This window comes from Rhizobium sp. KNZ2-6A, from assembly GCF_056755475.1.
In genome coordinates this window covers 47,959-72,545 of sequence record NZ_JBNDIC010000035.1, presented here as the reverse complement: position 1 = coordinate 72,545, position 24,587 = coordinate 47,959, and the positions used below count along the sequence as shown (strand labels likewise).

Sequence of the window (24,587 nt, the reverse complement as noted above, 5' to 3'; positions counted from 1 at the left end):
GTATTGGATGCTTCCATGGCGATGTCAGCCGTAATCGCCTGCGCCGCCGCAACGGAAAGCGCGGCATCGATGACATGATCCTCTGTGAGATTGATCTGTGCCGCGTCGATCTTGCTGCCCGCGCGCTCCACGATCGCCGTCGCGGCTTCAATCCGAATGGCAATTTCGCCGATCCTTGTCACCAACAGCGGATCGTCCACGGCCGGCTTAGAGCCGTTATCCGTCGATAGTTGCGGATTGGTCCGCACGAACTCCATGGTTGCCGCCAGAGCGGATCGGGCGATGCCGAGATTGATGCCGGCATGGGTGAGCTGGTTCACGCAGTCGATCACCGTGGGCTCCGTAAGCTTCTCATGCTGCGCGAGCAGGGCATCGGCGTTGAGATAAACATCATGCAGTATGGTCGTGCCGTTTCCGGAGGTTCGCTGACCAAAGCCGTCCCAGTCGTCGATGATCTGAATGCCCTCAGTATTTCTTGGTACGATGGCCGCCATCAACCCCTTGCGTTTGTCCGGGACGAACAGGGCGATCCAGTCTGAAAACAGAATGCTTGCGGAAGGCAGGCTCCGGCCGTTGAGGCGAAAGCCGAGGCCATCCGGTGCCAGATGCAGGGCATCCTGATCCGTCCCGCCGGTCTCGGGTTGGGAGAAGACGCTGCCGAAGCGATCGCCTGCAATAGCTCGGTCGAAGAGGGATGCCCGCTGCTCCTCGCCGCCGGCGATTCTAACGGCCTCCAGCACATGAAAATGCGTCTGTAATATCTGCGCGATGGAGGGATCGGCCTGCGCCAGTATGGCGATAACCTCAGCAAGAACGCAGTTTGAAATGTCGATGCCGCCGTGCTCCGAAGGCACTGAAATGCCGAGTAGGCCTGACAAGGACAGGGCTTCGATCTCGTCATAGGGCAGGATGCGGTTGATATCGCGATCGCTTGCCTGCTGCGCGAAGGCAGCCGCGAGTGAGCGGGCGATGTCGAGCGCTTCCTCTTCGCTTTGAATGCGATGCGCTGGTGGCCTGACGCGTTCGTGCAGCTGCGAAACAGTCCCCATTCACCACTCCTCAGCCGGCGCCAGGCTCGTTCTTTTCAGGCGCGGCAAATCGCTGGGATCCAAATTTCGTCGAGGTGGCCGCAACGGATTTTCTTCCGTTGTTCGTGCCACATCCTCTGACATGATAGGCGTCAAATCGAGAAATTGTAAGCGAGCCGGCCGATATGCGGTTGCTGCGGCAGCGAGCTTCGCGGCTTCTCACCTTCCGCCTGTCCATATCGAAAGCGGCACCGCATGCGAGCTTTAGATCTATGAAATGCTCTCCCTTTCCGCCGATGGAAATGGTCGTCATTCACAAAGAGTCGGCCAGTCACGCGGCGCTTTCGCGTTGCAGCATCGGTAGCCTAATCCTGTCAGGACAAGAAAGCGCTTGCTAGCGGCGCATTTTCGCGCTTTCATATACGACTAAATAAGTAGACAATGACAATAATCCTGCTGCCTGATGGCTTCCGAGAAGCAATAGATGGCAGCCGATTGCAGGCATCTGGTGTCGAATCAGAGTTGGACCTGTCTGTCGCATCTTTCAGCGGAAGGGAAATCCGGATTGAAAGCATGCGCCGAGTTTTGAGAACCGAAGCGGCTTCCGTGCGTTTTGTCAGCCACTGTACTTCGGCTGTCGAGCACCAGATATCGGAGTTTGAGTTTCTGGGCCCGTAAAGTGAGCAAGCCCCAAGAAAGGCATGATCGACCACCTCTCGCCCCAGGAGTTGATATGACGGTTCAGGGATTTTTTTCCGCCAGGACGAACGCGGCGGCACAGGCGTATGCGATGCCGCGCATTGCCGTTATCGGCCGCGGCTTTTCCGGCATGATGATGGCGATCGCCCTGATGAAGACAGTGCGTTTTCCGTTCCATCTGCAGCTTTTCGACCCCAATTCCAGCGTCAGCGGCGGTCAGGCGCTCGCCTCGGGGCATAGCAGCGAGATTCTCAACAGCCGCGTTCGCGATCTTTCGGTCTCCGCGGGCGATCCCGATGATTTCAATCAATGGCTTTGCGGCAATGCGCCGTTCCGCAGTGCCGTTCCTGCCGCCATACCCGGCTTTCTGCAGATCTTCGTGCCGAAGAGCATTTTCAGCGACTACGTCTATCAGCGCTTTTCCGAGGCTTTCTCGTCGCGTCGCGATGTTACGGTGCAGGTCAGCAGCGAGATGGTCTTCGGGCTTCGCCGCGTTCGCGGCGGCCGCTTCGTGGTGGAAAGCGACGGAGCCGTCAATGCGCCGTTCGACATGGTGGTGGTGGCGACCGGCTACGGCATCACAGATCAGGAATCGCAGGCCAGCGATCTCGTGAATGTCCCGACGACCGTGCGGGCGCGGCGCCTGGTGTCGCGCCCGCATACGATCCTGCTTGGCAGCGGCCTGCGTGTCGTCGACCGGCTGCTGCAGATGCGCGACAATGGCTATACCGGGCAGATCACCATCGTTTCAAGGCGGGGCTTCCTGCCGCAAAGCCACACGCGCAACAATGCCGATCCGGTATTCCCCGCCGATAAAATGCCTGGCAATCTCAGCGAGATCGTTCGCTTTATCCGTCAGGCCTGCGAGGAGGCGGAGACGAGCGGCCAAAGCTGGCAGTCTGTTATGAATGGCTTGCGCAAGCATGCGCGGTCGCTCTGGCGATCCTTGCCCGCCGGCCAGAAGCAACAGTTCAACCGTCATCTGCGGGCGCTCTACGACAGCCATCGCAACCGGTTGCCCGAAGCCCTGCATGTTCGCCTGAAGCAGGAACTGGCCGAGGGGAATACCGTGTTGCAGCGAGGTCATTTCATCCGGCGGACGCCGACCGGGATGGTTTTGAGGCCCGCGGGCCGATCGGAACCGGAACAGCTCTACGCCGATGACGTGATCGACTGTCGATGCCAGGCCCCCGATCTGAATGCGCCGCTGCTGCGCAGCCTCATTGACACGGGCCTTGCGGTGCCCGACGAACTCGGCCTCGGTCTGGCCGTCGAGGCGAGCGGTGCGCTGGAGGTCAATGGCCGCACGACGGAAGGGCTCTTTGCCATCGGTCCGCTGGGGCTCGGAAGTCTCCCCGATATCGATCTGGTGCCGGAGATCGTGACGCAGGCCTATGCCGCAGCCGAAAACATGGCGGAGCGTTTTCATCCGCAGTGCAAGGCCGGCTAGGGTTTCTCGGGCCTGACTTAAACAATTCGGTGCGTTGATCCCGGCCTGTAGAAGGCGTGGCTTTTATCCTGATATTCTGAAGCAGACGGCATTGGACGACCCATTGCCAAGGCTTCCCTCTGGCCTATTTCCCGGCAGGCATGAGCAGTCCGGTACGTCGTCTTTAAGACGAGGCGGGCGATATCCGGCTTCCGGCACGATTCAGAACCGGATAAAGGCGTGGAATGCCTTTGTGTCGCCTTTCTTTGTCTTACAAGGCGTACGCGTAAAGACTATGAAATTCGCAATCACACTATAGGACGACTCGGTTCTCGATTTTCTTCGGCGATTTCGGTCATCCGCTGCCTGCGAATTATGTGCGACGAGGAGCTTTGCTTGCGCCCGCTGAAATACCGTCTTTTTCTGCTGCCCCTTTTGCTGTTGGGATTGGGAACCGTTACTGCCACCCTTCCGCTGGCCGGCGGCTATGCCTTTGCGCAGGATCAACAGCCGGCCCAGCAGCCGCAGCAAGCGGACCAGCAACAGCCCACGCAGCTTGCAAATGGGTTGCTGGATGCGGCCGTTACCGATCTCAACAAGGCAAAGAAGGCATACGACACCCTTCAGGACGGCGCAAAGCAACCGGGAGCCGACGACGAGACGCTGGTGGCGCTGTCGGGCCGTGTCGACGATCTCAATCGCTCCGTCGCTGCAATTTCCACGCGCCTGAAGCCCCGTACCGCCGAGATCGATACGCGCCTGACCCAGCTGGGCGCCGCCCCCAAGGAGGGCCAGCCGCCGGAGGCACCGATCGTCGCGCAGGAGCGCGAGCGGCTCAATGCCGAGCGTGCGCAGATCAGCGCCATGATCCTCGATGCCGACAATCTGACCGCAGAGACCAATCGGCTTTCCATGCGGCTTATGGAGATGCGCCGAAGGCTGTTCGCCGAGACATTGTTCAAGCGGACGGAGATTTCCGGTGCGACATTCGACGATGCGGGCGCGGCTCTCGTCGATGAGGGCATCAAATTCAGCGGCGCCGTCACGAGCTGGATCGGCTTCGTGCTGAAAGCCAAGCTCGCCTCGCTCCTGGCCGCCGTTTGTCTGTCGATCGGCGCAGCACTGCTATTCCTCGCCGGTGGCTACAGGCTGTTCCGCCGCTATTACGTGCAGGACGAGGCCATCGAGAATCCGGCCTATATCAGCCGGCTCTCCGTCGCCTTCTGGTCGACCCTGATCCGCACGCTGTCGCTGGCGGCATTTCTCGTCACGTCCTTCTTCTTCCTTTCGAATTTCAATGTGCTGCGGCCGGATATCGCCCCGATATTGGCGGCGGTCTTCGGTTTCATCGGGCTTGTCTATTTCGTCGGCCGCCTGAGCAATGCCGTCTTCGCGCCCTTCCGGCCGCACTGGCGCCTCGTCAAACTGTCGAACAAGGGTGCGCATTCGCTGACCTGGTGCCTGCAGGCGATGGCCGTGGTCAATGGATTGGATTACGTCTTCGACCGCATCAGCGAGTCCATGGGCTCGCCCGTCGTCGTCACCGTGGCAAAGAGCTTCCTGGCGGCGCTGCTGATCGGCCTCATTCTGATTGCCGCCTCGTTCGGCTCGCCAATGCTGGCCAAGAACGGCGACCCGGATGCGCCGGGGAGGCACTGGCCGCACGGCATGGCCATCATTCTTCGCGTTCTCGGCATATTGGTGATCTTCATCTCGTTCATCGGCTATGTCGGTCTCGCACGCTTCATGGCAACGCAGATGATCGTGACGAGTGCCGTCATTGCGACCATGTATCTCGGCTTCCAGCTCGGCAAGGCCGTGTCGAAACAGGGCGTCTTTGCCGAAACGATCATCGGCCGCTTTCTGGAAAATCGTCTGCAACTTCGCGAAGTGGCCCTCGATCAGGCTGGCCTTGCCGCCGGGCTTGCGACCTATGCCGTCGCGCTGCTGACGGGCATTCCGCTGATTCTTTTGTCCTGGGGCTTCCATATTCAGGATCTGGAGGTCTTCACCTATCGGCTGTTTACCGAGATCAAGATCGGCAACATGTCGATCTCGTTGCTCGGCATCTTTATCGGTATTCTGCTGTTTGCCGGCGGCTATCTGGTCACGCGCTGGTTCCAGCGCTGGCTCGACAGCAATGTCATGGCGCGCGGGCAGGTGGATCTCGGCGTCCGCAACTCCGTGAGGACCGGTATCGGCTATCTCGGTATAGCCTTGGCGGCCATCTTTGCCATTTCCGCCGCCGGTATCGATTTGTCCAGCCTCGCGCTCGTCGCCAGCGCCCTTTCGGTCGGTATCGGTTTCGGCCTGCAGAATATCGTGTCGAATTTCGTGTCCGGCCTGATCCTTCTGGTCGAACGGCCATTCAAGGTCGGCGACTGGATCGTGTCGGGCACTTCGGAGGGCATCGTCAAGCGCATCTCGGTGCGCGCGACCGAGATCGAGACCTTCCGCAAGCAGTCGATCATCGTGCCGAATTCCGAGCTCATCAACGCTTCGCTCGGCAACTGGACGCATCGCAACCGGCTCGGCCGCTCGGAAATTCCGGTATCCGTCAGCTATGATGCCGACCCGCGCAAGGTCATGGATATTCTGCTGGAACTGGTGCGGGCGATCCCGAAGGTTCTCAGAAATCCAGAGCCGCATGTGGAGTTCCTGCGCTTCGGCCCGTCATCTCTGGATTTCGAGATGCGCTTCTACCTCTCGGATCTTTCCGACGGCATGGAGGTCCGCAACAATCTGCGCATCGAGATCCTGAAGCGGTTCAAGGAAGAGGGGATTGCTATTCCCTTTCCACATCAGGAGCTGCATATCGTTCGCGACGGCAGGAGAGAGCGGCACGGGAATGTTGCGGCCAGCGTATTGACGGATTCCGCCGATGGCCCCGAGGCCGATGCGGCAGAAAGTCTTGCTTCGCCGCCCGAGGAGAGTGCTTCCGAGGTAAAGGGTGCCGGTCGTCGCCGAGGCAGAACCGCAGCGGAGTGAGCCGGGCAGCAGGTTCCGGCCGGGCTCATACCGCATCTCGGCGGGCAGGGCTGGACTTCTTGTAGCCGACATCAACGGCAGGCGACGCCCCATGGGCCGGAACATTCGCGTGCGCCTGCCGCAGCGGATGCCGCCTTTCTTCACCTCCGGGAAACCAGTCGGTTTAATGAATCCGCAAAAGCTTTGTTCTAAAAAAGTACAGAGGGGATCATTTTCAATAACAGGTTTTCATTATGCCATTTCTGGGTGTTTCGGGGATGCAGTATTCCGGCGCGTCTCTTGCCGGCTCGCGCATTCTTCTCGTCGAGGATTCCAATCTTTTTAACGCGATGATCCGTGCCAGGCTCAAGGAGCTTCTGGATATCGATGTCGAGATCTGCCGCAATTTCGAGGAATTGCAGCTTGCCTATGACAAGTCGTCGGAGCCGATCAAGCTGGCGATCTCGAATATGAACCTGCCGGGCGCCGAGAAAGGCGAGGCACTGGCCTATCTGGTCGATCTCAGTATTCCCACCATCGCCTTCACCGGCACCTTCCTGGAAGGTACGCGCGACGAGCTGATCGCCAGGGATGTCGTCGATTACATTCTCAAGGACAATGTGTTCGCGGTCGACATGCTGGCGGAATCCATTTGCCGCTTTCTCACCAACCACCGCCATCACGTGCTCATCGTCGATGACAGTGCGACGGCGCGCGCTCTGCTGTCCAGCCGCCTGAAGCGCTATAACTTCCGTGTCAGCGTTGCCGAGAGCGGCGCCAAGGCGCTCCAAATCCTGAAGGCCAGTCCGGATATCGGCCTTATGGTCACGGACTACAACATGCCCGACATGGACGGCTTCGAACTGACGCGGCGCATTCGCGCCACCACCGGCTCGCACGAGCTACGCATCATCGGCGTTTCGTCGTCCAACAACCGGCTGCTGTCGGCCCGTTTCCTCAAGGCCGGCGGCAACGACTTCATCCTGCGCCCATTCATCGACGAGGAATTCTACTGCCGCGTGAATCAGAATCTCGACACGCTTTTGCAAATCCAGACGGCGCGTAAAGTCGAGGAAACCGCTCACTGCATAATTCCTTAAATCGGAATCGATTTAAGGATAAAATTATGCAGCAGATTTAAAGTACTACAGCGACCTTTGCGCGTCATATATGACGCACGGCGCTGTAGGCATTGCGGAAGCGGGCAAGTCCGCTTCTAAAAAGTGAGGAAAAATCATTTTTGTATAAATCTCCGCAATCTATGGTTCCAGTTTTTTCACGAATCCTGTTCAGGATAAGGTGAAGAATAGTTTGGCAGACCCTGCGATTGACTGTGATTCAGGCGCCTACGGCGTGGGAGGAATTGAAGGGAAATGGTACTGCATGTGGGATCCCTCGGCGATGGCGGTGGCCATCGCAACGACCACCAGAAGATACTTCTGGTGGAGGATTCCCGCATGTTTTCCGCCGTGCTTTCACACCGGTTCGAGACAGAACTCGGCCTCGCGGTCACGCATTGCTCATCGCTGAAAATGCTGAACGAAGCGCTGGCGAATGCGGGCCATGGCTTTACCATGGCTGTGATCGACCTCAATCTGCCTGACGCCCCCCATGGCGAGGCTTTGGATGTTGCCGTTGCCCACAATATCCCCGCCATCGTTTTTACCGCCTCTTTCGACATCGCGACGCGCAACCGCATCATGGAGCGCAGCGTCGTCGATTACGTGCTCAAGGACGGCGAGTTTGCGCTCGACAATCTGGTCTCGTCCGTCAGGCGCGCCATCGCCAACCGATCGACACGCGTTTTGGTTGTGGATGATCTGCCGTCGGCCCGAAAGATGCTGACGGATTTGCTGTATGCCCAGCAATTCAAGGTCACCGAAGCCGGTACCGGTATCGAAGCTCTAGCGGCGCTCGAGGAGTTCGACGACATCGAAGTGGTCGTCACCGACTACAACATGCCCGATATGAATGGGCACGAACTGACACGTCGCATCCGCCATCGTTTTGGTTCGGACCGGATGCGGATCATCGGCATTTCGTCGTCGAATGATCGATTGCTGTCAGCGACCTTCTTGAAGGCCGGCGCGAGCGACTTCATCTATCGCCCCTTTGTTCCCGAGGAACTGCAATGCCGCATCGCCTTGAACGTCGAGACATTGGCGCAGCTGAAGCAATTGCGCGCGGCGGCGGCGAGCGACTATCTAACGGGTCTATATAACAGGCGTTATTTCTACGACCACGGTCCGCGTCTCGTAAACGAGTGCCTGCGCCGCCAGCGTCCGAGCTCGGTCGCCATTCTCGATATCGATCATTTCAAGAATCTGAACGATACCTATGGTCACGAGATCGGCGATCAGGTTCTGAAGGCTGTCGCCGGCCGGCTCGGTGCGCTTTTTGAGGGCAGCGACAACCTGCTCTCCCGCCTCGGCGGCGAGGAGTTCGCCATTCTCTTTACCGAAATGAATTCACGCGCGGCGACCGCGCTTTGCGACGAGGTTCGCCTAAGCCTTGCGGATCTGAAGGTTCATGCCGATGACGAGGAATTGTCGGTGACCGTTTCCATCGGGGTTGCGGAGATCGCCGGATACGAAGCCTTCGACAACTATCTCAATGCCGCCGACCAGTTTCTCTATATGGCGAAACACAATGGTCGCAATCAGGTCTATTCGGACTTCACGATGGCCCAGGAGGCGGCCCAATAGGCCGCGCCCCATAGTCGTGATTGCTCAAGCCTTTTAGACGACGATTCCCGTACGGTTCGTCGACATGGTCAGCTTGCGCTCGGCGCGCTCCTGCTGCGGCGAGCGGTTGTAGAGTTCGCGATAACACTTGGAAAAGTGCGAGGCTGAGACGAAACCGCAGGCAACAGCGACTTCCACGACCGGCATGGAGGATTGCACAAGCAGGTGCCGGGCGCGGTCGAGACGGATTTCAAGGTAATAGCGGGCCGGCGAGCGGCCCATTTCCTGCCGGAACAGGCGCTCGATCTGGCGGCGCGACAGGCCGGCATCGTCGGCGATTTCCAGGAGCGACAACGGCTCGGCGAGATTGCTTTCCATCAATTCGATGATCGACAGCACCTTGGCATTCTGGACGCCCAAGCGCGCGCGCAGTGGCAGGCGCTGGCGGTCATGCGGGCTGCGGACGCGGTCGGTCAGCTGCTGCTCGCAGACGCGGTTGACGAGGTTTTCGCCAAAGTCCTGGCCGATGAGGTTCAGCATCATGTCGAGCGAAGCAGTGCCACCGGCGCAGGTATAGATGTTGCTGTCGACCTCGTAGAGATCGGCATAGACTTCCGCCTGCGGGAAGGTTTCCGAAAAGCCGGGCAGGTTCTCCCAGTGGATCGCACAGCGCTTGCCGTTCAGCAATCCGGCCTGGGCAAGCACATGTGCGCCCGTACAGAGGCTGCCCACGGCGACGCCGCGATTATAGGTCTCGCGCAGCCAGGCGTTGACCGACTTGTTGTGGAACTCCTCGACATAGATGCCGGAACAGACCAACACCATATTCGGACGATTCTCGCCGCCGAGATAGCGGCGCTCGTCCGTCAGGGAGGAATTGACCTCCAATCCGATGCCGCTGGAGGAATAGACTTTCTGGCCGTCCGCGGAGGCGAGCCGCCACGTATAGGCGGGGTAGCCCAGCATGCGGTTGGCAATCCGCAGCGTCTCGATCGCGGCGGAAAACGGCAGCATGGTGAAATGCGGGACGAGGAAGAAAACCAGGGAACGCGTCTTAATCGGAGTCTTGCTCATATCGTGAAAATCCATGCTCCAGGACCATTGCGTATTCCTTGCGTCAAATACGTCGGCCCGATGGTCTATTAGCGACACTGGCATGGATAATCGCGGCTGCAAAGGGATATTTGCGCCTGTTGGGAAAAATGTCGCTCTAGGGAGAGGATTGAATGGGAAGGCAGGCAATCTGCCTGAAGCAAAGGAATATATAGGAAGGTAATTCGAGGAATTATTCGGGAATACGCATTCAGATGATTAAATGTTCAAAAGGCGACACTCGTTGGGGTTGAGCGTCGCCCTCAATGCTTTCGATCTCTTGCAATCATCGCATGGCTTTCGGATTCTTCGTTTCGTCTGCGGCCGGCCAGCCGAGGTCCTTGCGCAGGTCATCGGACAGGGACTCAAGCTCGCGAAGCGAACGCCATTGCTGCCAGCGATGGGCGATGTGAGAGATGAAGGGCACATAGCTGCCTGATGGAAGCGGGTTCCGCATCCTGCCGGGCTGTCTATAGGTGATGGTTGTCATTTCCGGGTTCCTTTCAGTGTCAACCACTCAAAATGTCATGCCTATCGAATGCAAATATGGATCTGGCAAACCGATCAATCAAGCGAATAGATCTTATGATTGCCATCAACATTTTTGAACGAACGTGCCTTGCCGGGCTTGCGCTCAAGGATCGACAGCGTTCGGTCCGGCGGCAGGCCGCGCGCATTGACATCGTCGATCAGATGAGCCGGAAAGCGGGTTGCGATCTCATCAAGCGTATGTTGCGCCGTCCGCTGAATTTTTCGGACGCGTAAGAGCGTGAAGAGGCGAGAAGCTTCGCTCAATGCCGTGTCAGCCATGATTTTACTCCTTTACGGCTGTCTGTATGAATTTCCATTACGTCTAATATGGTGCTTCGTTGACATTCAGGCAAATGAAATGATATGGTGCTTAGGATCAGAAAAATTGAAAGGTATTCGATATGACCGTACCGTTCCGCCGGCCCATACCGTTGCTTGACAATGAAGTTCTGCGCACCTTCGTCGCGATTGCTGAAACGGGGAATTTCTCCACGGCCGCCGATGCCGTCTTTCGTACGCCGTCTGCCGTTTCGATGCAGATCAAGAAGCTGGAAGAGCAGCTCGGCGTGACGCTGTTCCTGCGCGACGCGCGCTCGGTCAGCCTGACACAGCACGGCGAGATGCTGCTTTCCTACGCCCGCAACATCCTGGCGCTCTCCAACGAGGCCGTCTCGCGCTTCATCATGCCCGAGCTCAGCGGCGTCGTGCGGCTTGGCGCTCCCGACGATATCGGCGAGCGGCTGCTGCCGACCATCCTGAAGAGCTTTTCCGAGAGTTATCCGGGCATCATGGTGGACGTCGTCGTCGACATGAGCATCCAGCTCAAGAAGCGCATCGAGGAACAGCGGCTGGATCTGGCGCTGATCAACTGTGCGACGCGGCCTTTCCCGACGGAAGGGGAGGTCATCTATACCGAACGTCTCGTCTGGGCCGGCGCCAAGTGCGGCACCGCCTACCGCCGCGATCCGCTACCGATTTCCATATGGGAAGAGGGCTGCATCTGGCGGTCCGAAGCCATGGCGCAGCTGGAGCGACAGAAGCGCGCCTATCGCGTCTCCTATCTTAGCGCTCACACGATGGCGCAGCGCGCCGCTATCGTCTCCGACCTTGCGATCGCGCCGTTCCCGCGCTCCTACATCACCGAAGATATGGAAATTCTCGGACCGAACGAGGGGCTGCCGGAACTGACGCCCTTCGACATTCGTCTGCTGACGGCATCGCAAATGACGGGGCCGATGAAGGCGGTGGCCGATAGCATCCGCCAGGCCTTCGTCGAGATCGGGCGCAAGATGGCCGCGTGAACGCGACCAATCGCCTTTTACTCGCGGCTGCGGCGACGCCTGCGGCCGCCGCCTTCTCCGCCATCATCGGAGGTCTGCCTGCGCTCTGGCAGGGTCACGACCTTGGACAATTCCGGAAAGGCATCGACCTTGTTCGGCAGGGCCATGGCGTAAACGAAATGCTCCTGAAACTTTGATTCAAGCGCCGTCTCTATCTTCTCGATTTTCCTGACGGTTTCCTCGATCTCGCGGCGATGGCCGCGATTGAGCAGCGCCATGCGCGCGCCGGTGCCGGCGGCGTTGCCGACAGCTTTCACATTGTCCAGCGCGCAGTCGGGAATGAGCCCGAGTACCATCGCATATTTGGGGTCGATGAAGGTGCCGAAAGCGCCGGCAAGGCCGATCCGGTCGACATGATCGATGCCCTGCTTGTCCATCAGCAGCTTGACGCCGGCATAAAGCGCGGCCTTGGCAAGCTGGATGGCGCGGATATCGTTCTGCGTCACCGTGATGCGTGGTTCGCCATCGCGCAGCAGGTAGGAGTAGGTGCGGCCGTTCTGCAGGATGCGCGGCGAGCGCGCCGCCATCGCGCCATCGACCACGCCGTCCTCGGAGATGATGCCGGTCAGGAACATTTCGGCGACGACCTCGATGATCGCGGAGCCGCAGATGCCTGTCACGCCGATCTTGGCGGCAGCTTCCTCGAAGCCCGGCTCATCTGACCACGGTTCGATACCGATGACGCGATAGCGCGGCTCCAGCGTGAGGGGATCGATGCGCACGCGTTCGATCGCTCCCGGCGCTGCCCGCTGGCCGCTGGAAATCTCAGCACCCTCGAAAGCTGGGCCGGTTGGCGAGGAGGCGGCGACGACGCGATGACGATTGCCAAGCACGATCTCGGCATTCGTACCGATATCGACCAGCAGCATCATCTCATCCTGGCGATGCGGACCTTCGGCCAGCGTCGCGGCTGCGGCATCGGCACCGACATGGCCGGCGATGCAGGGCAGCATGTAGATACGCGTGCCGGCATTCATCGGCAGGCCGATCTCGGCCGACTTCAGATGCACCGCCCCCGATACGGCAAGCGCGAAGGGCGCGCCGCCAAGCTCGGTCGGGTCGATGCCGAGGAAAAGATGGTGCATGATCGGGTTGCCGACGAAGACGGCATTCAGAATATCCTGGCGCGATACGCCGCCATCGGCGCAGACCTTGTCGATCAAGCCGTTCAAGGCTTCGCGGACCGCGTTGGTCATGGCCCCGCGGCCGTCGGGATTCATCATGACATAGGAGACACGGCTCATCAGATCCTCGCCGAAGCGGATCTGCGGGTTCGAGGCGCCGGCCGATGCAACGGTTCTGCCTGACAGCAGCGACGACAGATGCATGGCGATCGTCGTCGAGCCGATATCGCAGGCGATGCCATAGGCCTCGTTCTTCAAGCCGGGATAGAGTGCGATCAGGCGAGGGCGCTCGCTCTCCTGATCGCGATGAATGGCGGCCGTTACCTTCCATTCGCCTTTGCGCAGGATCGACTGCACCTGCGGAATGAGGTCGAAATCCACTTCGAGATTGTCGTATTTCCAGTCCGTCGCGATTGCCGCTTTCAGGCGATCCAGATCGCCAAGCGGCTTGTGCATGTCGGGCTCCTCGACCTCGACGTAGCACATGTGCACGGCCGGATCGCGGGCGATGACGCGCTCGTCGGCCGCCTTTCGCACCACCTGCGCATTGATGACGGTATCCTGTGGCACATCGATGACGAGATCGCCCTGGATCAGCGCGGAGCAGGAGAGACGGCGGCCTTCCGGCAGGTCGCGCACCTCGGCATAGCGCCGCTCCTTCGGCCCGATCGGCGAAAGGTGGTCGTTGGCCGAGACAATCTTATGCTTGGCGAAGTTGCCTTCCTGCACCGAGACCTGGCAGCGTCCGCAGGTGGCCCGACCGCCACAGACGCTCTCGACATAGACGCCGAGCTGGCGCGCCGCCTCCAGCACCGGGGTTCCCGCGGGGAACCGGCCGCGCTTGCCGGAGGGCATGAAAAGGACGAGGGGGTTCGCGCTGTCACCGGCTTCGGCCACGGATCAGCCTTTCTATTTTGTAAGGCGGAGCGCGTTCGAGCGAACGCGCCTGCTATAGGGTTTTATCGCGGCGTGAGCGACCGCGTCGGCGATGCGGCGCTGCGATTGGCTTGTGATGGGGCTCGTTGCCGTCAGCACCGCGAAGCCTTGTTGCATCATCGCGGCGTTGACGGCAACGGCGCTTTCGGCCGCCGCCATCATCTTTTCAGAGACCATCCGATTGATCTCGGCCGCATTCACGCTGCCGGCCAAAGCATCCATCCACATCTGCTGCAGCCGTATCGCCATCACGACGGGGGATTGCAGCCACAGGGTGGCAAGATCGTTGGAAAAGCCGCGACCGGACGCCATGCTATTCCCTCGCCGCGCCGGCGCCGGTGCGTGCCGCACGGCCGCCGCGTCGTCCGCCGCCGGCGGCGGGAGCCGCTGTGGAGACGGCTGCAGCGCCGCCTTCCGCGGGCTTGTAGTCACGATAGGTCATGATCCAGTTGGTGCAATTGGCATCCGTGCCGTTCAGCACATTGGCGGCGCGCACGGCCTCCATTTCCTGCGGCCGGCAGGGGTTCATGATGGCCGAGGTCATGCCCGCGCCGATGACCATGGGAATGAAACCGGCATTGATGCCATGGCGGTGCGGCAGGCCGAAGGAGATATTGGAGAGGCCGCAGGTGGTGTTGACCTTGAGTTCGTTGCGCAGGCGGTGCAGCAGCGCGAAGACCTGGCGGCCGGCATCGCCGAGCGCCCCGATCGGCATGACGAGCGGATCGACGACGATGTCATGCGGCTTGATGCCGTGATCCATGGCCCGCTCGACGATCTTCTTGGCGACGGCGAAGCGAACGTCCGGATCCATGGAAATGCCTGTTTCGTCGTTCGAGATGGCGACGACGGGCACGTCGTATTTCTTGACCAGCGGCAGGATGGCTTCGAGCTTTTCCTCCTCACCCGTGACCGAATTGACCAGCGGCCGGCCCTTAGCGACTTTAAGCGCCGCCTCGATGGCTGCAGTGACCGAACTGTCGATCGAGAGCGGTACATCGACAAGGCCCTGCACGATCTCAAGAGTCTGCACCAGCAGGCCCGGTTCCGTCTCGTTCGGGTTGACCGAGGTTACGCCCGCATTGACGTCGAGCATGGTCGCGCCGGCGGCGACCTGTTCCAGTGCATCCTTGATGACGGTCTCGAAATTGCCTTCGATCATCTCGGCGGCGAGCTTCTTGCGCCCCGTCGGGTTGATGCGCTCGCCGATCACGCAGAAGGGCTGGTCGAAGCCTATGATGATCTCGCGGGTGGCGGAGGCAACGATGGTACGCGTCATATCTGATCCTCTGGTCAGTTGGCCCGATAGCAGATCTATCGCGCGGTGATTTGGGTTACAAGCCGGCCGGGTCCTCTCCTGGCCTGCCTCTATCGTATCGAACTCAATGCGTCTGCGGCGGCGTATGGTGGGCTGCAATTTCCGCCATCGCCTGCTGGTTTTCTTCCCTGCCTTCGCTGATCTGGTGCAGCCGCTCGGCAACCAGGGCGTCGGTGCGGCTTGCCTCGCGCTTCCAGGGCTGGCGGCCCTTCAGCACGCCGGAATCATGCACCATTTCGGCGACATATTCCTCCTGGCGGTAGGCCATGACGTGAATGCCGGAAACGCCCTCGATCTCCTTCACCTCGTTGATGATGTCGATGCAGAGCTGCTTGCCTTCCTTCTTCTGATCCTGAGCGCCTTCGATGCGCTTGATGACTTCATCGGGAATGTGGACACCCGGTACGTTGGAGCGCATCCAGCGGGCGGTCTTTGCCGATGCAAGGGGACCGACGCCGACGAGGATGAAGCATTTTTCGGTCAGACCGAGATCGCGCACCTTCTTCATATACTCCCGGAACATCGGCACGTCGTAGCAATACTGGCTCTGGACGAACTGTGCTCCGGCCTCGATCTTCTTCGCCAGCCGATAGGGGCGGAAGTCGTAAGGCGGTGCGAAGGGATTGATGGCGGCGCCGAGAAAGACCTTCGGCGGTGAGGTCAGCTTGCGGCCGGAAAGGAATTTTGCGTTGTCGCGCATGATGCGCACGGTTTCCAGCAGCGACATGCAGTCGAGATCGAAGACCGGCTTGGCGCCCGGCTGATCGCCCGCCTGCACGCCGTCACCGGTCAGGCACATGATGTTGCACACGCCCATGGCAGCCGCGCCCAGCACGTCGCCCTGAATGGCGATGCGGTTCTTGTCGCGGCAGGCGATCTGCATGATGGGGGCATAGCCCATGCGCGTCAGAAGCGCGCAGATCCCGACCGAAGACATATGGCAATTGGCGCCGGAGGCATCGACGGCGTTGATGCCATCGACCCAGCCCTCGAAGATGGCGGCGCGTTCATAGACGTCTTCGGCATTGGCGCTGTCAGGCGGGTTGAGTTCGGCCGTCACGGCGAATTCGCCGCGGCGAAGCACACGCTCCAGCCGCCCCAGCGAGGAATGGCCGGGCAGGGGATCGAGCGGCAGATGGACGCCAAGCGGGTTTTCATCGATATGCGACATCGCTCAGGCTTCCTTTTTCGCCGCTTCGCGGGCTGCGGCGGCCTCCGCCGTGACGCGAAGCCACGAAGACGTTTCGCGCAGCGACTGGTTCACGGGCTTCTGCACGTTGAGGATCGCGTCCCCGTGGGTCATGTTCCTCGAGCCGTTCCAGGCCTGCACCCAGACGCAGGGCATGTCGGGCTCGACCTCGCAATTGCCGTTGGCGCGGACGCCGCCGCAGGGGCCATTGCGCAGTTGCTTGGGACAGTTCATCGGACAGGACATGCCCGTCGACGACAGAGCGCACTGGCCGCACATGCGGCAATCGAACAGGAAGCCCTTCACATTGCGTTCGATGAAGGTGATCGGGCGCTCCACGCGGTCATAGCCGAATGCTTTCCACAGCGGGTGAAGCAGGAGGAAGGCGTCGGCGAAGCGACGATAGAACCATTCGAAGAAGCGCGAGTGACGGACGGCCCATAAGCGGACGGTATATTTGCGCCGGGCGCGGCGGTTGGGAGAGACGCCCGATGGCGTATAGGCGCCGCTCGCAGCCTTTGCTCCCGCTGCGGCATTGCCGGGCTTCTGAACGGCATCAGCCATTGTCTCGGCCTCCGGCCTTCACCAGCGCCACCAGCCGTTCGCGATCATAGGCAGCTTCGAGCTCGCTCGCCGCCTTATCCGCCTCGGCTTCGAGATCATCGGATACCGGCGTGGGATCCGCCTTGCGCCATTCGGCGAGATAGTCGTCGGTTTCGGCGGCGCCGGTGCGCATGGCGCACATGTCGATTGCTTCGGTAAAGCGCAGCGAAAGCTCACGTTTTGCCGTCTGCCTGCCCTTCTTGATAATCACCTGGGCTGGAATGTCCCGCCAGTAGACGACAATGCGATCTGCCATGCACAAATCTCCTCTTCACATAAGAATGCACGCCGGATGACCATCGGACTGCGCTCGCCACGACGCGGCACATGCCGAAAAGCGACGCCGCATGGAAAGCTTGTCCGCGAGCGTCCCCAACGGGCATTTTCCTTTGAAATTACCGGGTTCGAACTGTGATTGAATGTGCCTCACTCGTCCAGCATGTCGGTGACGGCAAAGAAGCAGCCAACAGGAAACGACAGAGCGTCGCAATCAGACGACCGACAATTCTCGGGCGAGGTCACCATAACCGGTGAAGCGATATTCATAGTCCAGGCCGAGATAGGCAGCCGCTTCCTTCGCCTTCGCCTGCAGCACGGGATCTTCCTCCTGTGAGAGGTAGACCACCTTGCGGTAGTTGCCGAAATACATGTCGCGCAGCTCAGGATGACGATCCAAGCCCAGTGGGACGATGACGAAGGATTCGAACTGACGAGCTAGGAAGTCGGTCAGGAAAAACGACGTGATATCATCGTCGCGCGCCGCGAAAGCCTCATTGCCCGTAAAGAAGGAGTAACAGTGCGGGCCGGACAGGCGCTCTATTCCTTCGCGCTCGCAAATCCTGTCGATATCCCCCCCGGTGCCGCAATCGGCATAGCCGATGAAGATCTTGTCGAACCCGCGCGAGCGAGCATCCACGATCGCCTGTTCCAGCGCCGGTGCGATCTTCTGCGGATAGGAATGGTAGATTGCGGGAAGACAGTGCAGGTCGATGTGGTCGAGCCCGTTTATTCTGACGATCGCCAGTATTTCGCGCGCGATTGCGCCGCACGCGATCACATGAACTTTTTGAGTTGCTGCGCGTTTATCGGGCGGAGGGTTTTTCTCCGAATCTTGCCGATCAACATCCATTCAAAGGGGCTCCTGATGATGACCGTATCGACAACAAGCAAAATTGCCGCTGCCTTCGCCGTGCTTATGGTGCTTGCTTCGTGCTCCAACACCATTCGTGGCATGGGCAGGGATACGGCAAACGCCGTCAATGCGACGGAAGATGCCGGTCATACCGTCAAGAAGGCTGCTCAGTAACTCATTTGGGATGCCCATGGGCCGGCGACAACCTTTTCGTCGCCGGCTTGGAGAAATAAAGCGGTCAGGCGCCGGCAGCCAGGCTGTTATGCTTGCGCTTCATGAATTCCTTGGCGGTTTCGACCGCCACGGCGGCGTCGCGGCAATAGGCGTCGGCACCAACGGCCTTGCCGAATTCCTCGTTCAGCGGCGCACCGCCGACCAGCACGACATAGTCGTCGCGCAGGCCCTTTTCCTTCAGCGTGTCGATAACGACCTTCATGTAGGGCATGGTGGTCGTCAGCAGCGCCGACATGCCGAGAATGTCAGGCTGTTCGCGCTCGATGGCGTCAAGATAGTTTTCGACGGGGTTGTTGATGCCGAGGTCGATGACATCGAAACCAGCGCCTTCCATCATCATGCCGACGAGGTTCTTGCCGATGTCGTGGATGTCGCCCTTGACCGTACCGATCACCATCTTGCCGAGCTTGGGTGCGCCGGTCTGCGCCAGCAGCGGACGCAGGATCGACATGCCGGCCTTCATGGCGTTGGCGGACAGCAGAACCTCCGGAACGAAGAGAATGCCATCGCGGAAGTCAATGCCGACGATGCGCATGCCTTCGACAAGCGCCTGCGTCAGGACGTCGTAAGGCGTCCAGCCGCGGTCGAGAAGGATCTGTGTCGCTTCCTCGATCTCTTCCTTCAAGCCATCATACAGGTCATCATGCATCTGCTGCACGAGTTCTTCATCAGAAAGTTCAGCGAGAATGATTTCGTCGTCAGACATGCGCTCCATCCCATTTTCGTGCAATGCATCAGAGGCTTGTATAAAACAGTGTCGTTATTACCGATAGACCCGAAGTCTGCCAAAACTCTTTTCGAATGCGACGTCGCGCGGATCAATCGCGACGAATGGAGAACAGTCGATATTGCCGCATCGATGTCTGTCCTATGCTAATTGCTGGCGCATTAAGGAACGTCCGCTTGGCGGAATCGGGTAGCATAGAGTTATGACAGACGCATTCATGCGCAGGAGTGAGGAAACATCATGGACGATATGACTGAACAATCGGCTGCAGGCGGCGAAGGCGGCGGGCGGCGTTCGCGTGGCGAAGGCAGGGGTGCCGCGGCAAGGCGCGCCTCGCGCAGCGGCGGCGGACCGGCCCCTTCGCTTCCCAATATCGTCCGGAAGATCGGCGTCTACGAGGTGCTCGATGAAGAGGGGCTTCAGCTCATCGAGCGCAATGCGGACAAGATTCTTGAGGAAATCGGCATTGAGTTTCGTGACGATGCGGAGGCTTTGGCGCTCTGGAAGGAAGCCGGCGCCGACGTGCGCGGCCAACGCGTGCATTTCCCGAAAGGGCTTTGCCGCGAGCTTCTGAAGACGGCGCCGAAGGAATTCACCTGGCATGCGCGCAACAGCGCCCGCAACGCCCACGTGGGCGGCAAGGCGACGATCTTCGCGCCGGTCTACGGTCCGCCCTTCGTGCGCGATCTTGAGGGCAACCGCCGTTATGCGACGATCGAGGATTTCCGCAATTTCGTGAAGCTTGCCTATATGGCGCCATCGATACATTCGTCCGGCGGCACGGTTTGCGAGCCGGTCGATGTCCCGGTCAACAAACGTCATCTCGATATGATCTACAGCCATATCAAATATTCCGACAAGCCGTTCATGGGCTCGGTCACGGCGCCGGAGCGTGCCGAAGACACCATCGCGATGGCGAAGATCGTCTTCGGCGACGATTTTGTCGAGAATAATTGCGTGACGCTGAACCTCATCAATGCCAACTCGCCGATGGTGTTCGACGAGACCATGCTCGGCGCCTTGAAGGTCTATGCGCGGCACAATCAGGCCTCTGTCGTTTCGCCCTTCATTCTCTCGGGCGCGATGAGCCCGGTGACGGTGGCGGGCACGCTGACTCAGATCCTCGCCGAAGTGCTGGCCGGCGCTTCCTTCACGCAGCTCATCCGCAAGGGTTCGCCGGTTCTTTTCGGAACCTTCGCCGCATCCATTTCGATGCAGTCAGGTGCACCGACCTTCGGCACGCCGGAGCCGTCGCTCGTCTCCTATGGCGCGGCACAGCTTGCCCGCCGTCTCGGTCTGCCGTTCCGTACCGGCGGTTCGCTCTGCGCTTCGAAGGTGCCGGATGCGCAGGCTGCGCATGAATCCGCCAACACCTTGAACATGACGCTGCTGGCAGGCACGAATTTCGTGCTGCATGCGGCCGGCTGGCTGGAGGGCGGTCTCGTCTCCTCCTACGAGAAGTTCATGATCGACCAGGACCAGCTCGGCATGATGCAGAAGATGGCCGAGGGCGTGGATCTTTCGGAGAATGGTCAGGCGCTCGATGCCATCCGCGAAGTCGGACCGGGAAGCCATTATCTCGGCTGCGGCCACACACAGGCCAACTTCCAGTCCGCCTTCTATCGCTCGGCGCTGGCCGACAACAACTCCTTCGAGCAGTGGGAAATCGAAGGCCAGAAGCGCGTCGAGGAACGTGCCAATGCGCTTTGCCGCTCCTGGCTCGATCACTATGAAGCGCCGCCGCTCGATCCGGCAATCGACGAAGCCTTGCTCGCTTATATCCAGACGCGCAAGGACTCCATGCCGGACGCTTTCACCTGAAGAGAGCCCGAGGCCGCCAGGGAGCAAGGCGGTGCGACGCGCGTTGCCGACCTGATCCAGAAGGAAGTCTGGCGGCCGCACTATCAATACAAGGGGCCACGATGAGCCGTGGCCCTGCCATCTTCGAACAGCTCCGTGCGGCGCTCGACGTCCACGGAGTTTTCGTTCGCGGCAGCCTGTCCTTCAGCGGCGGCGAGGGGCCGTTGCTGACGGATGGCGCGCCTGCGCGCAGCATCGTCCTGTTGGGCAATATCGGCGGCTCGATCTGGCCGGCATTTTCGGCTTGGCGAGATATGCCCGACAACAGGACACGCACGGATCCTCTCGAGGATTGGTCGAAAGAGATCATCCGGCCGATCGCAAACACATTAGGGGCAACGGCCTATTTCCCTTCGGATCCGCCCTGGCAGCCGTTCCAGCGATGGGCCATGCAGGCCGAGGGATTGCAGGCATCGCCGCTCGGCATATTGATCCATGCGGAATACGGCCTATGGCATGGATATCGCGGTGCCTTGGGCTTCGCCGATGATGTGAAGGAGGCCGAGACGCCAGCATGTTCACCGCATCCATGCGATCTATGCGTGGAGAAACCCTGTCTTACCGCCTGTCCCGCCGAAGCCGTGACAGCGGTGGGTTTCGATGTTCAGACCTGTCGCTCCCATTTGCATAGGCCGAAGGGGCAGGCCGGCTGCATGACCGGCGGCTGTCTTGCCCGCAATGCCTGTCCGGTCGGCGCCGACTATCGCTATCCCGCCGAGCAGCTTGCCTTCCATATGGCGGCGCTCCAGCTTTAATCCTGCGCGTTACTTGTTTCGCCGCATTGCGATGTGTTCTGAACTCTGTGCTATTCATGCGGAGCCATGCGCTTGATTCGATTGATTGTTATCCTTGCTGTTCTTGCCTGTGCTGCCACGGCATCCGCCGGCGAAGCCTGCCGTAAGGTCCGGCATCTCGGCGATGGCTACACGGTCTGCACCTTCGATCCCGCCCGCTACGATATCCAGATTTTCCAGAATGACCGCGGCAGCAAGCCTTACGGCTCGTTCCGGGCGCTTGAGATGGATCTGCGACAGGATCGCATTTACGTGCGCTTCGCCATGAACGGCGGCATGTATCTCGATGACCAATCTCCCGTCGGTCTTTTCATCGAGAACGGACGAGAGGTAAAGGCGATCAACACCAACAAGGGCTGGGGCAATTTTCATCTATTGCCGAACGGGATCTTCTATGTCGGTTTTGGCAAAGCCGGCATCATGGAAAGCAAGGCCTTTGCCGCTTCCGGCACCAAGCCATTCTACGCGACCCAGTCCGGCCCGATGCTGGTCATCGACGGCAGGCTTCATCCGTCGTTTCTGGCCGACAGCACCAGTCTCAAGATCCGAAACGGTGTCGGGGTCACTGTCGATGGGCTCGTCGTGTTCGCGATTTCCGATGGTCCGGTGCGCTTCCACGATTTTGCGACGTTGTTCCGCGACGATCTGAAATGTCCGAACGCACTGTTTCTCGACGGCAGCATTTCCAGCCTCGACATTCCGGAATGGCAAAGGCGCGACAGCCTGTTTCCGCTCGGCCCGATCATTGCGGTGACGCAAATGCTGCCGGGCTAGGCAGCTTCCATATACAGGCAGAATCGCCGTCCCGAAGCTCTCTACCGGCTCTCGGCCTCGCAAGGTTTGAGCAAGCCCCATCGCGCAGTTTTCAAGCGAGGGGTTCCAGCGAGTCTTTGAGAAGGATCAACATGCACGCGCAAGCGGAGAAACAGACTGTCGCATCGCATGGCGCGGAACTTGCCCTGCCAGCTTTTCCTTTCGGTTGGGAGCATCACAAGGATCGGCACTGCATTTGGATCGTCAGCCCGGAGGGCTATATTCACAGCCGTGCTTTCGAGGATGTTGCCCTCGGTCTTCACTATGCCTTTGCCGAACTTGGCGGCAGCGCGCCTCTGGTCACCGATCCGCGAGACTGGAACGGACGGGTGCCGATCGTCTACGGCGCAAATTTGCTGCCGTCGATCGCGGCGCAATGGCTGCCACCGGAAAGCATCATCGTGAACATGGAGCAGATCTCGGCTGAAAGCAGTTGGATCAATCGTCGGTATCTCGGCCTGCTCAAGAAATTTGCCGTGCTCGATTATAGCGAGCGCAATCGCCGGGGACTAGCCAAGCTGGGCGTTCCCGCCGAAATTCTTGATGTGGGATACAACAGGCATCTGACGCGTGTGCCCCAAGCGCCGGTGAAGGATATCGACGTTCTCTTTTATGGCTCGGTCAACGAGCGTCGCAAGAATGTGCTGGTGGCGTTGCAAGCAAGCGGGCTGAACCTGGTTCACCTATTCGGTACATACGGCGCCGAGCGCGATGCCTTCATAGGGCGTTCGAAAATCGTCCTCAACATGCATCATTTCGACGCCGCGATCTTCGAGATTTGCCGCGTTTCCTTCCTGCTTGCCAATGGCGCCTGCGTGGTCAGCGAAGGCAATATCCATGACCCGGAAGTGGCCGCTTTTGCCGAAGGCATGGCGTTTTGCGATTACGATCGGCTTGTCGAAACCTGCATCGAACTCGTGCGCGACGACGAGAGGCGGTCGGCAATCGCAAGCCGTGGCTTCGGCCTTATGGGCGAGCGCCAGCAAGCGGCCATCCTTTCCGCCTTGATGGCGAGAGGCGGCTAGTTTTTCAAAGCATTTTGGTAGCGAACCGGGTGCCGGCGGCGGCTGGATCGGCAAACGACATGTGAAGGCGGATTGCGACTATGACTGGAAATGAAACGATCTATATCCTCTGCCCACCCAATCATATGACGGGCGGCCCGGAAGCCCTTCACCAGCTTTGTGCGCGGCTGACCAAAATCGGGCGCAGCGCCAGAATGGTCTATACCAATGGCTCCGATCACTCCCTGATGCCGTCCCCTGCGGGGGAAACCACGATGGTGTTTCGGGAATACGAGAATGCCGTCCATCCGCAATATCGGGCCTATGCGACCGAAAGCTCGGACTACATCATCGACAACGAAAACGCGATCGTTGTGTTTCCTGAGATATGGCCGCACCTGATTCCACTCTTCAAGAGGGCGGCGAAGGCCTATTGGTGGCTGAGTTTCGATTACGGCATGCGGCATCTGATGCCGTTGGGCGGGGTGCCGTTCCTTTTGGACAACAACTGCAAGATGCTGTCGCAATCCTCCTATGCCACAGCACAGCTCAGCATTTTGGGCTTCAGTGACGTCTTACGCATCTCGGATTTCACCACGCTGGCAAACAACGTGGCACCGCAGCCGATTCAGCAACGGCGCGATCTGGTTCTGTTCAACAACAAGGCCGAGGCTTTCGGGCGCCAACTGGCGACCATGTCTCCGCAATATGAATTCAAGATCCTGAGCAACATGTCGCCGGCGGAAGTCCATCAAAACATGGCGCAAGCCAAGGTCTATGTCGACTTCGGCCCGCATGCCGGCAAGGACCGTATGCCGCGCGAAGCCGCGCTGCTCGGATGCTGCGTAATCACCGGCCGGAACGGCTCGGCCAACAATTTCGAGGATTTGCCCATCCCTGCCAAATACAAGTTCGGCAATCATCCCCAGCGAATGCACGAGATTTCAAGGGCGATCGATGACGTGATCCAGAATTTCTCGGAGAGGTTCGAGGATTTCGGCGTGTATCGGCGCTCTATTGCCATCGAAGAAACAAAGTTCGAATTGGAGGTCTTCAGTGTATTCGGGCAGGTCTGATCGAAGG

Annotated in this window: 23 protein-coding genes; 11 read left to right on the top strand and 12 right to left on the bottom strand. The window is 59.7% G+C overall.

The window, feature by feature from the left end; genetic code table 11:
- Positions 1–1,049, bottom strand: a 1,049-nt coding sequence (locus ACPYOP_RS22400; protein ID WP_481412485.1) for an acyl-CoA dehydrogenase family protein, incomplete at its 3' end; no start/stop codon positions are given.
- Between the two features lie 712 nt (positions 1,050–1,761).
- Here ACPYOP_RS22400 and ACPYOP_RS22395 point away from each other — a divergent pair.
- The 4 genes from ACPYOP_RS22395 to ACPYOP_RS22380 all read left to right on the top strand — a co-directional run bounded on the left by ACPYOP_RS22395 (position 1,762) and on the right by ACPYOP_RS22380 (position 8,828).
- Entirely contained in the window at positions 1,762–3,177 is a 1,416-nt protein-coding gene (locus ACPYOP_RS22395) for an FAD/NAD(P)-binding protein (protein ID WP_481412484.1), read from the top strand.
- Between the two features lie 384 nt (positions 3,178–3,561).
- Positions 3,562–6,144 carry a mechanosensitive ion channel family protein gene (locus ACPYOP_RS22390; RefSeq protein WP_481412488.1) on the top strand — a complete coding sequence of 861 codons (2,583 nt, stop codon included), beginning with the start codon at positions 3,562–3,564 and terminating at the stop codon, positions 6,142–6,144.
- 233 nt (positions 6,145–6,377) lie between these two features.
- Positions 6,378–7,223 (top strand): response regulator, encoded by an 846-nt coding sequence (locus tag ACPYOP_RS22385; protein ID WP_481412483.1) that lies wholly within the window; start codon positions 6,378–6,380, stop codon positions 7,221–7,223.
- Positions 7,224–7,496: 273 nt separating this feature from the next.
- The gene (locus tag ACPYOP_RS22380; protein ID WP_481412482.1) at positions 7,497–8,828 is read left to right on the top strand and encodes a diguanylate cyclase; all 1,332 of its coding nucleotides are present in this window, start codon (positions 7,497–7,499) and stop codon (positions 8,826–8,828) included.
- A gap of 33 nt (positions 8,829–8,861) precedes the next feature.
- Here the strand turns inward: ACPYOP_RS22380 and ACPYOP_RS22375 are convergent, their stop codons facing one another.
- The 3 genes from ACPYOP_RS22375 to ACPYOP_RS22365 all read right to left on the bottom strand — a co-directional run bounded on the left by ACPYOP_RS22375 (position 8,862) and on the right by ACPYOP_RS22365 (position 10,709).
- Positions 8,862–9,881 (bottom strand): GlxA family transcriptional regulator, encoded by a 1,020-nt coding sequence (locus tag ACPYOP_RS22375; RefSeq protein WP_409526807.1) that lies wholly within the window; start codon positions 9,879–9,881, stop codon positions 8,862–8,864.
- A 304-nt stretch (positions 9,882–10,185) separates the two neighbouring features.
- Positions 10,186–10,389, bottom strand: a complete 204-nt coding sequence (locus tag ACPYOP_RS22370) for a DUF1127 domain-containing protein (RefSeq protein WP_481412481.1) — start codon at positions 10,387–10,389, stop codon at positions 10,186–10,188.
- Positions 10,390–10,463: 74 nt separating this feature from the next.
- Positions 10,464–10,709, bottom strand: a complete 246-nt coding sequence (locus ACPYOP_RS22365; RefSeq protein WP_481412480.1) for a hypothetical protein — start codon at positions 10,707–10,709, stop codon at positions 10,464–10,466.
- 122 nt (positions 10,710–10,831) lie between these two features.
- On the opposite strand from ACPYOP_RS22365, the gene ACPYOP_RS22360 reads away from it, so the two are divergent.
- Positions 10,832–11,731, top strand: coding sequence for a LysR family transcriptional regulator (locus ACPYOP_RS22360; protein ID WP_481412479.1), 900 nt, complete (start codon positions 10,832–10,834; stop codon positions 11,729–11,731).
- Positions 11,732–11,748: 17 nt separating this feature from the next.
- Here the strand turns inward: ACPYOP_RS22360 and ACPYOP_RS22355 are convergent, their stop codons facing one another.
- From ACPYOP_RS22355 to ACPYOP_RS22325, 7 genes are all read right to left on the bottom strand, one after another.
- A complete protein-coding gene (locus ACPYOP_RS22355) occupies positions 11,749–13,749 on the bottom strand; it encodes an ASKHA domain-containing protein (protein ID WP_481412487.1) in 2,001 nt (666 codons plus the stop codon).
- A gap of 54 nt (positions 13,750–13,803) precedes the next feature.
- Positions 13,804–14,142: a hypothetical protein gene (locus tag ACPYOP_RS22350; RefSeq protein WP_481412478.1), complete on the bottom strand. Its 339-nt coding sequence runs from the start codon at positions 14,140–14,142 to the stop codon at positions 13,804–13,806.
- A 1-nt stretch (position 14,143) separates the two neighbouring features.
- Positions 14,144–15,109: a methyltetrahydrofolate cobalamin methyltransferase gene (locus tag ACPYOP_RS22345; RefSeq protein WP_481412477.1), complete on the bottom strand. Its 966-nt coding sequence runs from the start codon at positions 15,107–15,109 to the stop codon at positions 14,144–14,146.
- Between the two features lie 103 nt (positions 15,110–15,212).
- Entirely contained in the window at positions 15,213–16,319 is a 1,107-nt protein-coding gene (locus tag ACPYOP_RS22340) for a methylenetetrahydrofolate reductase (RefSeq protein ID WP_481412476.1), read from the bottom strand.
- 3 nt (positions 16,320–16,322) lie between these two features.
- Entirely contained in the window at positions 16,323–16,901 is a 579-nt protein-coding gene (locus ACPYOP_RS22335) for a methylenetetrahydrofolate reductase C-terminal domain-containing protein (RefSeq protein WP_149636427.1), read from the bottom strand.
- A complete protein-coding gene (locus ACPYOP_RS22330; RefSeq protein ID WP_481412475.1) occupies positions 16,894–17,196 on the bottom strand; it encodes a virulence factor in 303 nt (100 codons plus the stop codon). The genes ACPYOP_RS22335 and ACPYOP_RS22330 overlap by 8 nt, the downstream gene beginning before the upstream one ends.
- Positions 17,197–17,430: 234 nt before the next feature.
- Positions 17,431–18,069, bottom strand: coding sequence for a DUF1638 domain-containing protein (locus ACPYOP_RS22325; RefSeq protein WP_481412474.1), 639 nt, complete (start codon positions 18,067–18,069; stop codon positions 17,431–17,433).
- 15 nt (positions 18,070–18,084) lie between these two features.
- Between ACPYOP_RS22325 and ACPYOP_RS22320 the strand changes: the two genes are divergently transcribed.
- Complete coding sequence (locus ACPYOP_RS22320) at positions 18,085–18,246, top strand: entericidin domain-containing protein (RefSeq protein WP_015340221.1); 162 nt, start codon at positions 18,085–18,087, stop codon at positions 18,244–18,246.
- 64 nt (positions 18,247–18,310) lie between these two features.
- Here ACPYOP_RS22320 and ACPYOP_RS22315 read toward each other — a convergent pair whose 3' ends face one another.
- Positions 18,311–19,012: a corrinoid protein gene (locus ACPYOP_RS22315; protein ID WP_481412473.1), complete on the bottom strand. Its 702-nt coding sequence runs from the start codon at positions 19,010–19,012 to the stop codon at positions 18,311–18,313.
- Between the two features lie 261 nt (positions 19,013–19,273).
- On the opposite strand from ACPYOP_RS22315, the gene ACPYOP_RS22310 reads away from it, so the two are divergent.
- The 5 genes from ACPYOP_RS22310 to ACPYOP_RS22290 all read left to right on the top strand — a co-directional run bounded on the left by ACPYOP_RS22310 (position 19,274) and on the right by ACPYOP_RS22290 (position 24,580).
- Positions 19,274–20,854: a trimethylamine methyltransferase family protein gene (locus tag ACPYOP_RS22310; RefSeq protein ID WP_481412472.1), complete on the top strand. Its 1,581-nt coding sequence runs from the start codon at positions 19,274–19,276 to the stop codon at positions 20,852–20,854.
- Between the two features lie 101 nt (positions 20,855–20,955).
- Positions 20,956–21,648 (top strand): ferredoxin, encoded by a 693-nt coding sequence (locus ACPYOP_RS22305; protein WP_481412471.1) that lies wholly within the window; start codon positions 20,956–20,958, stop codon positions 21,646–21,648.
- A gap of 66 nt (positions 21,649–21,714) precedes the next feature.
- Positions 21,715–22,461 carry a phosphodiester glycosidase family protein gene (locus ACPYOP_RS22300; protein ID WP_481412470.1) on the top strand — a complete coding sequence of 249 codons (747 nt, stop codon included), beginning with the start codon at positions 21,715–21,717 and terminating at the stop codon, positions 22,459–22,461.
- A gap of 131 nt (positions 22,462–22,592) precedes the next feature.
- Positions 22,593–23,525 (top strand): CgeB family protein, encoded by a 933-nt coding sequence (locus ACPYOP_RS22295; RefSeq protein ID WP_481412469.1) that lies wholly within the window; start codon positions 22,593–22,595, stop codon positions 23,523–23,525.
- Between the two features lie 80 nt (positions 23,526–23,605).
- Positions 23,606–24,580 carry a hypothetical protein gene (locus ACPYOP_RS22290; protein ID WP_481412468.1) on the top strand — a complete coding sequence of 325 codons (975 nt, stop codon included), beginning with the start codon at positions 23,606–23,608 and terminating at the stop codon, positions 24,578–24,580.
- Positions 24,581–24,587 lie beyond the last annotated feature (7 nt).

Coding starts and splice junctions, on each gene's coding strand:
- ACPYOP_RS22395 (WP_481412484.1), top strand. CDS start 1,762: ATGACGGTTCAGGGATTTTTTTCCGCCAGGACGAACGCGGCGGCACAG.
- ACPYOP_RS22385 (WP_481412483.1), top strand. CDS start 6,378: ATGCCATTTCTGGGTGTTTCGGGGATGCAGTATTCCGGCGCGTCTCTT.
- ACPYOP_RS22380 (WP_481412482.1), top strand. CDS start 7,497: ATGGTACTGCATGTGGGATCCCTCGGCGATGGCGGTGGCCATCGCAAC.
- ACPYOP_RS22375 (WP_409526807.1), bottom strand. CDS start 9,881: ATGAGCAAGACTCCGATTAAGACGCGTTCCCTGGTTTTCTTCCTCGTC.
- ACPYOP_RS22370 (WP_481412481.1), bottom strand. CDS start 10,389: ATGACAACCATCACCTATAGACAGCCCGGCAGGATGCGGAACCCGCTT.
- ACPYOP_RS22365 (WP_481412480.1), bottom strand. CDS start 10,709: ATGGCTGACACGGCATTGAGCGAAGCTTCTCGCCTCTTCACGCTCTTA.
- ACPYOP_RS22360 (WP_481412479.1), top strand. CDS start 10,832: ATGACCGTACCGTTCCGCCGGCCCATACCGTTGCTTGACAATGAAGTT.
- ACPYOP_RS22355 (WP_481412487.1), bottom strand. CDS start 13,749: ATGCCCTCCGGCAAGCGCGGCCGGTTCCCCGCGGGAACCCCGGTGCTG.
- ACPYOP_RS22350 (WP_481412478.1), bottom strand. CDS start 14,142: ATGGCGTCCGGTCGCGGCTTTTCCAACGATCTTGCCACCCTGTGGCTG.
- ACPYOP_RS22345 (WP_481412477.1), bottom strand. CDS start 15,109: ATGACGCGTACCATCGTTGCCTCCGCCACCCGCGAGATCATCATAGGC.
- ACPYOP_RS22340 (WP_481412476.1), bottom strand. CDS start 16,319: ATGTCGCATATCGATGAAAACCCGCTTGGCGTCCATCTGCCGCTCGAT.
- ACPYOP_RS22335 (WP_149636427.1), bottom strand. CDS start 16,901: ATGGCTGATGCCGTTCAGAAGCCCGGCAATGCCGCAGCGGGAGCAAAG.
- ACPYOP_RS22330 (WP_481412475.1), bottom strand. CDS start 17,196: ATGGCAGATCGCATTGTCGTCTACTGGCGGGACATTCCAGCCCAGGTG.
- ACPYOP_RS22325 (WP_481412474.1), bottom strand. CDS start 18,069: ATGGATGTTGATCGGCAAGATTCGGAGAAAAACCCTCCGCCCGATAAA.
- ACPYOP_RS22320 (WP_015340221.1), top strand. CDS start 18,085: ATGATGACCGTATCGACAACAAGCAAAATTGCCGCTGCCTTCGCCGTG.
- ACPYOP_RS22315 (WP_481412473.1), bottom strand. CDS start 19,012: ATGTCTGACGACGAAATCATTCTCGCTGAACTTTCTGATGAAGAACTC.
- ACPYOP_RS22310 (WP_481412472.1), top strand. CDS start 19,274: ATGGACGATATGACTGAACAATCGGCTGCAGGCGGCGAAGGCGGCGGG.
- ACPYOP_RS22305 (WP_481412471.1), top strand. CDS start 20,956: ATGAGCCGTGGCCCTGCCATCTTCGAACAGCTCCGTGCGGCGCTCGAC.
- ACPYOP_RS22300 (WP_481412470.1), top strand. CDS start 21,715: ATGCGCTTGATTCGATTGATTGTTATCCTTGCTGTTCTTGCCTGTGCT.
- ACPYOP_RS22295 (WP_481412469.1), top strand. CDS start 22,593: ATGCACGCGCAAGCGGAGAAACAGACTGTCGCATCGCATGGCGCGGAA.
- ACPYOP_RS22290 (WP_481412468.1), top strand. CDS start 23,606: ATGACTGGAAATGAAACGATCTATATCCTCTGCCCACCCAATCATATG.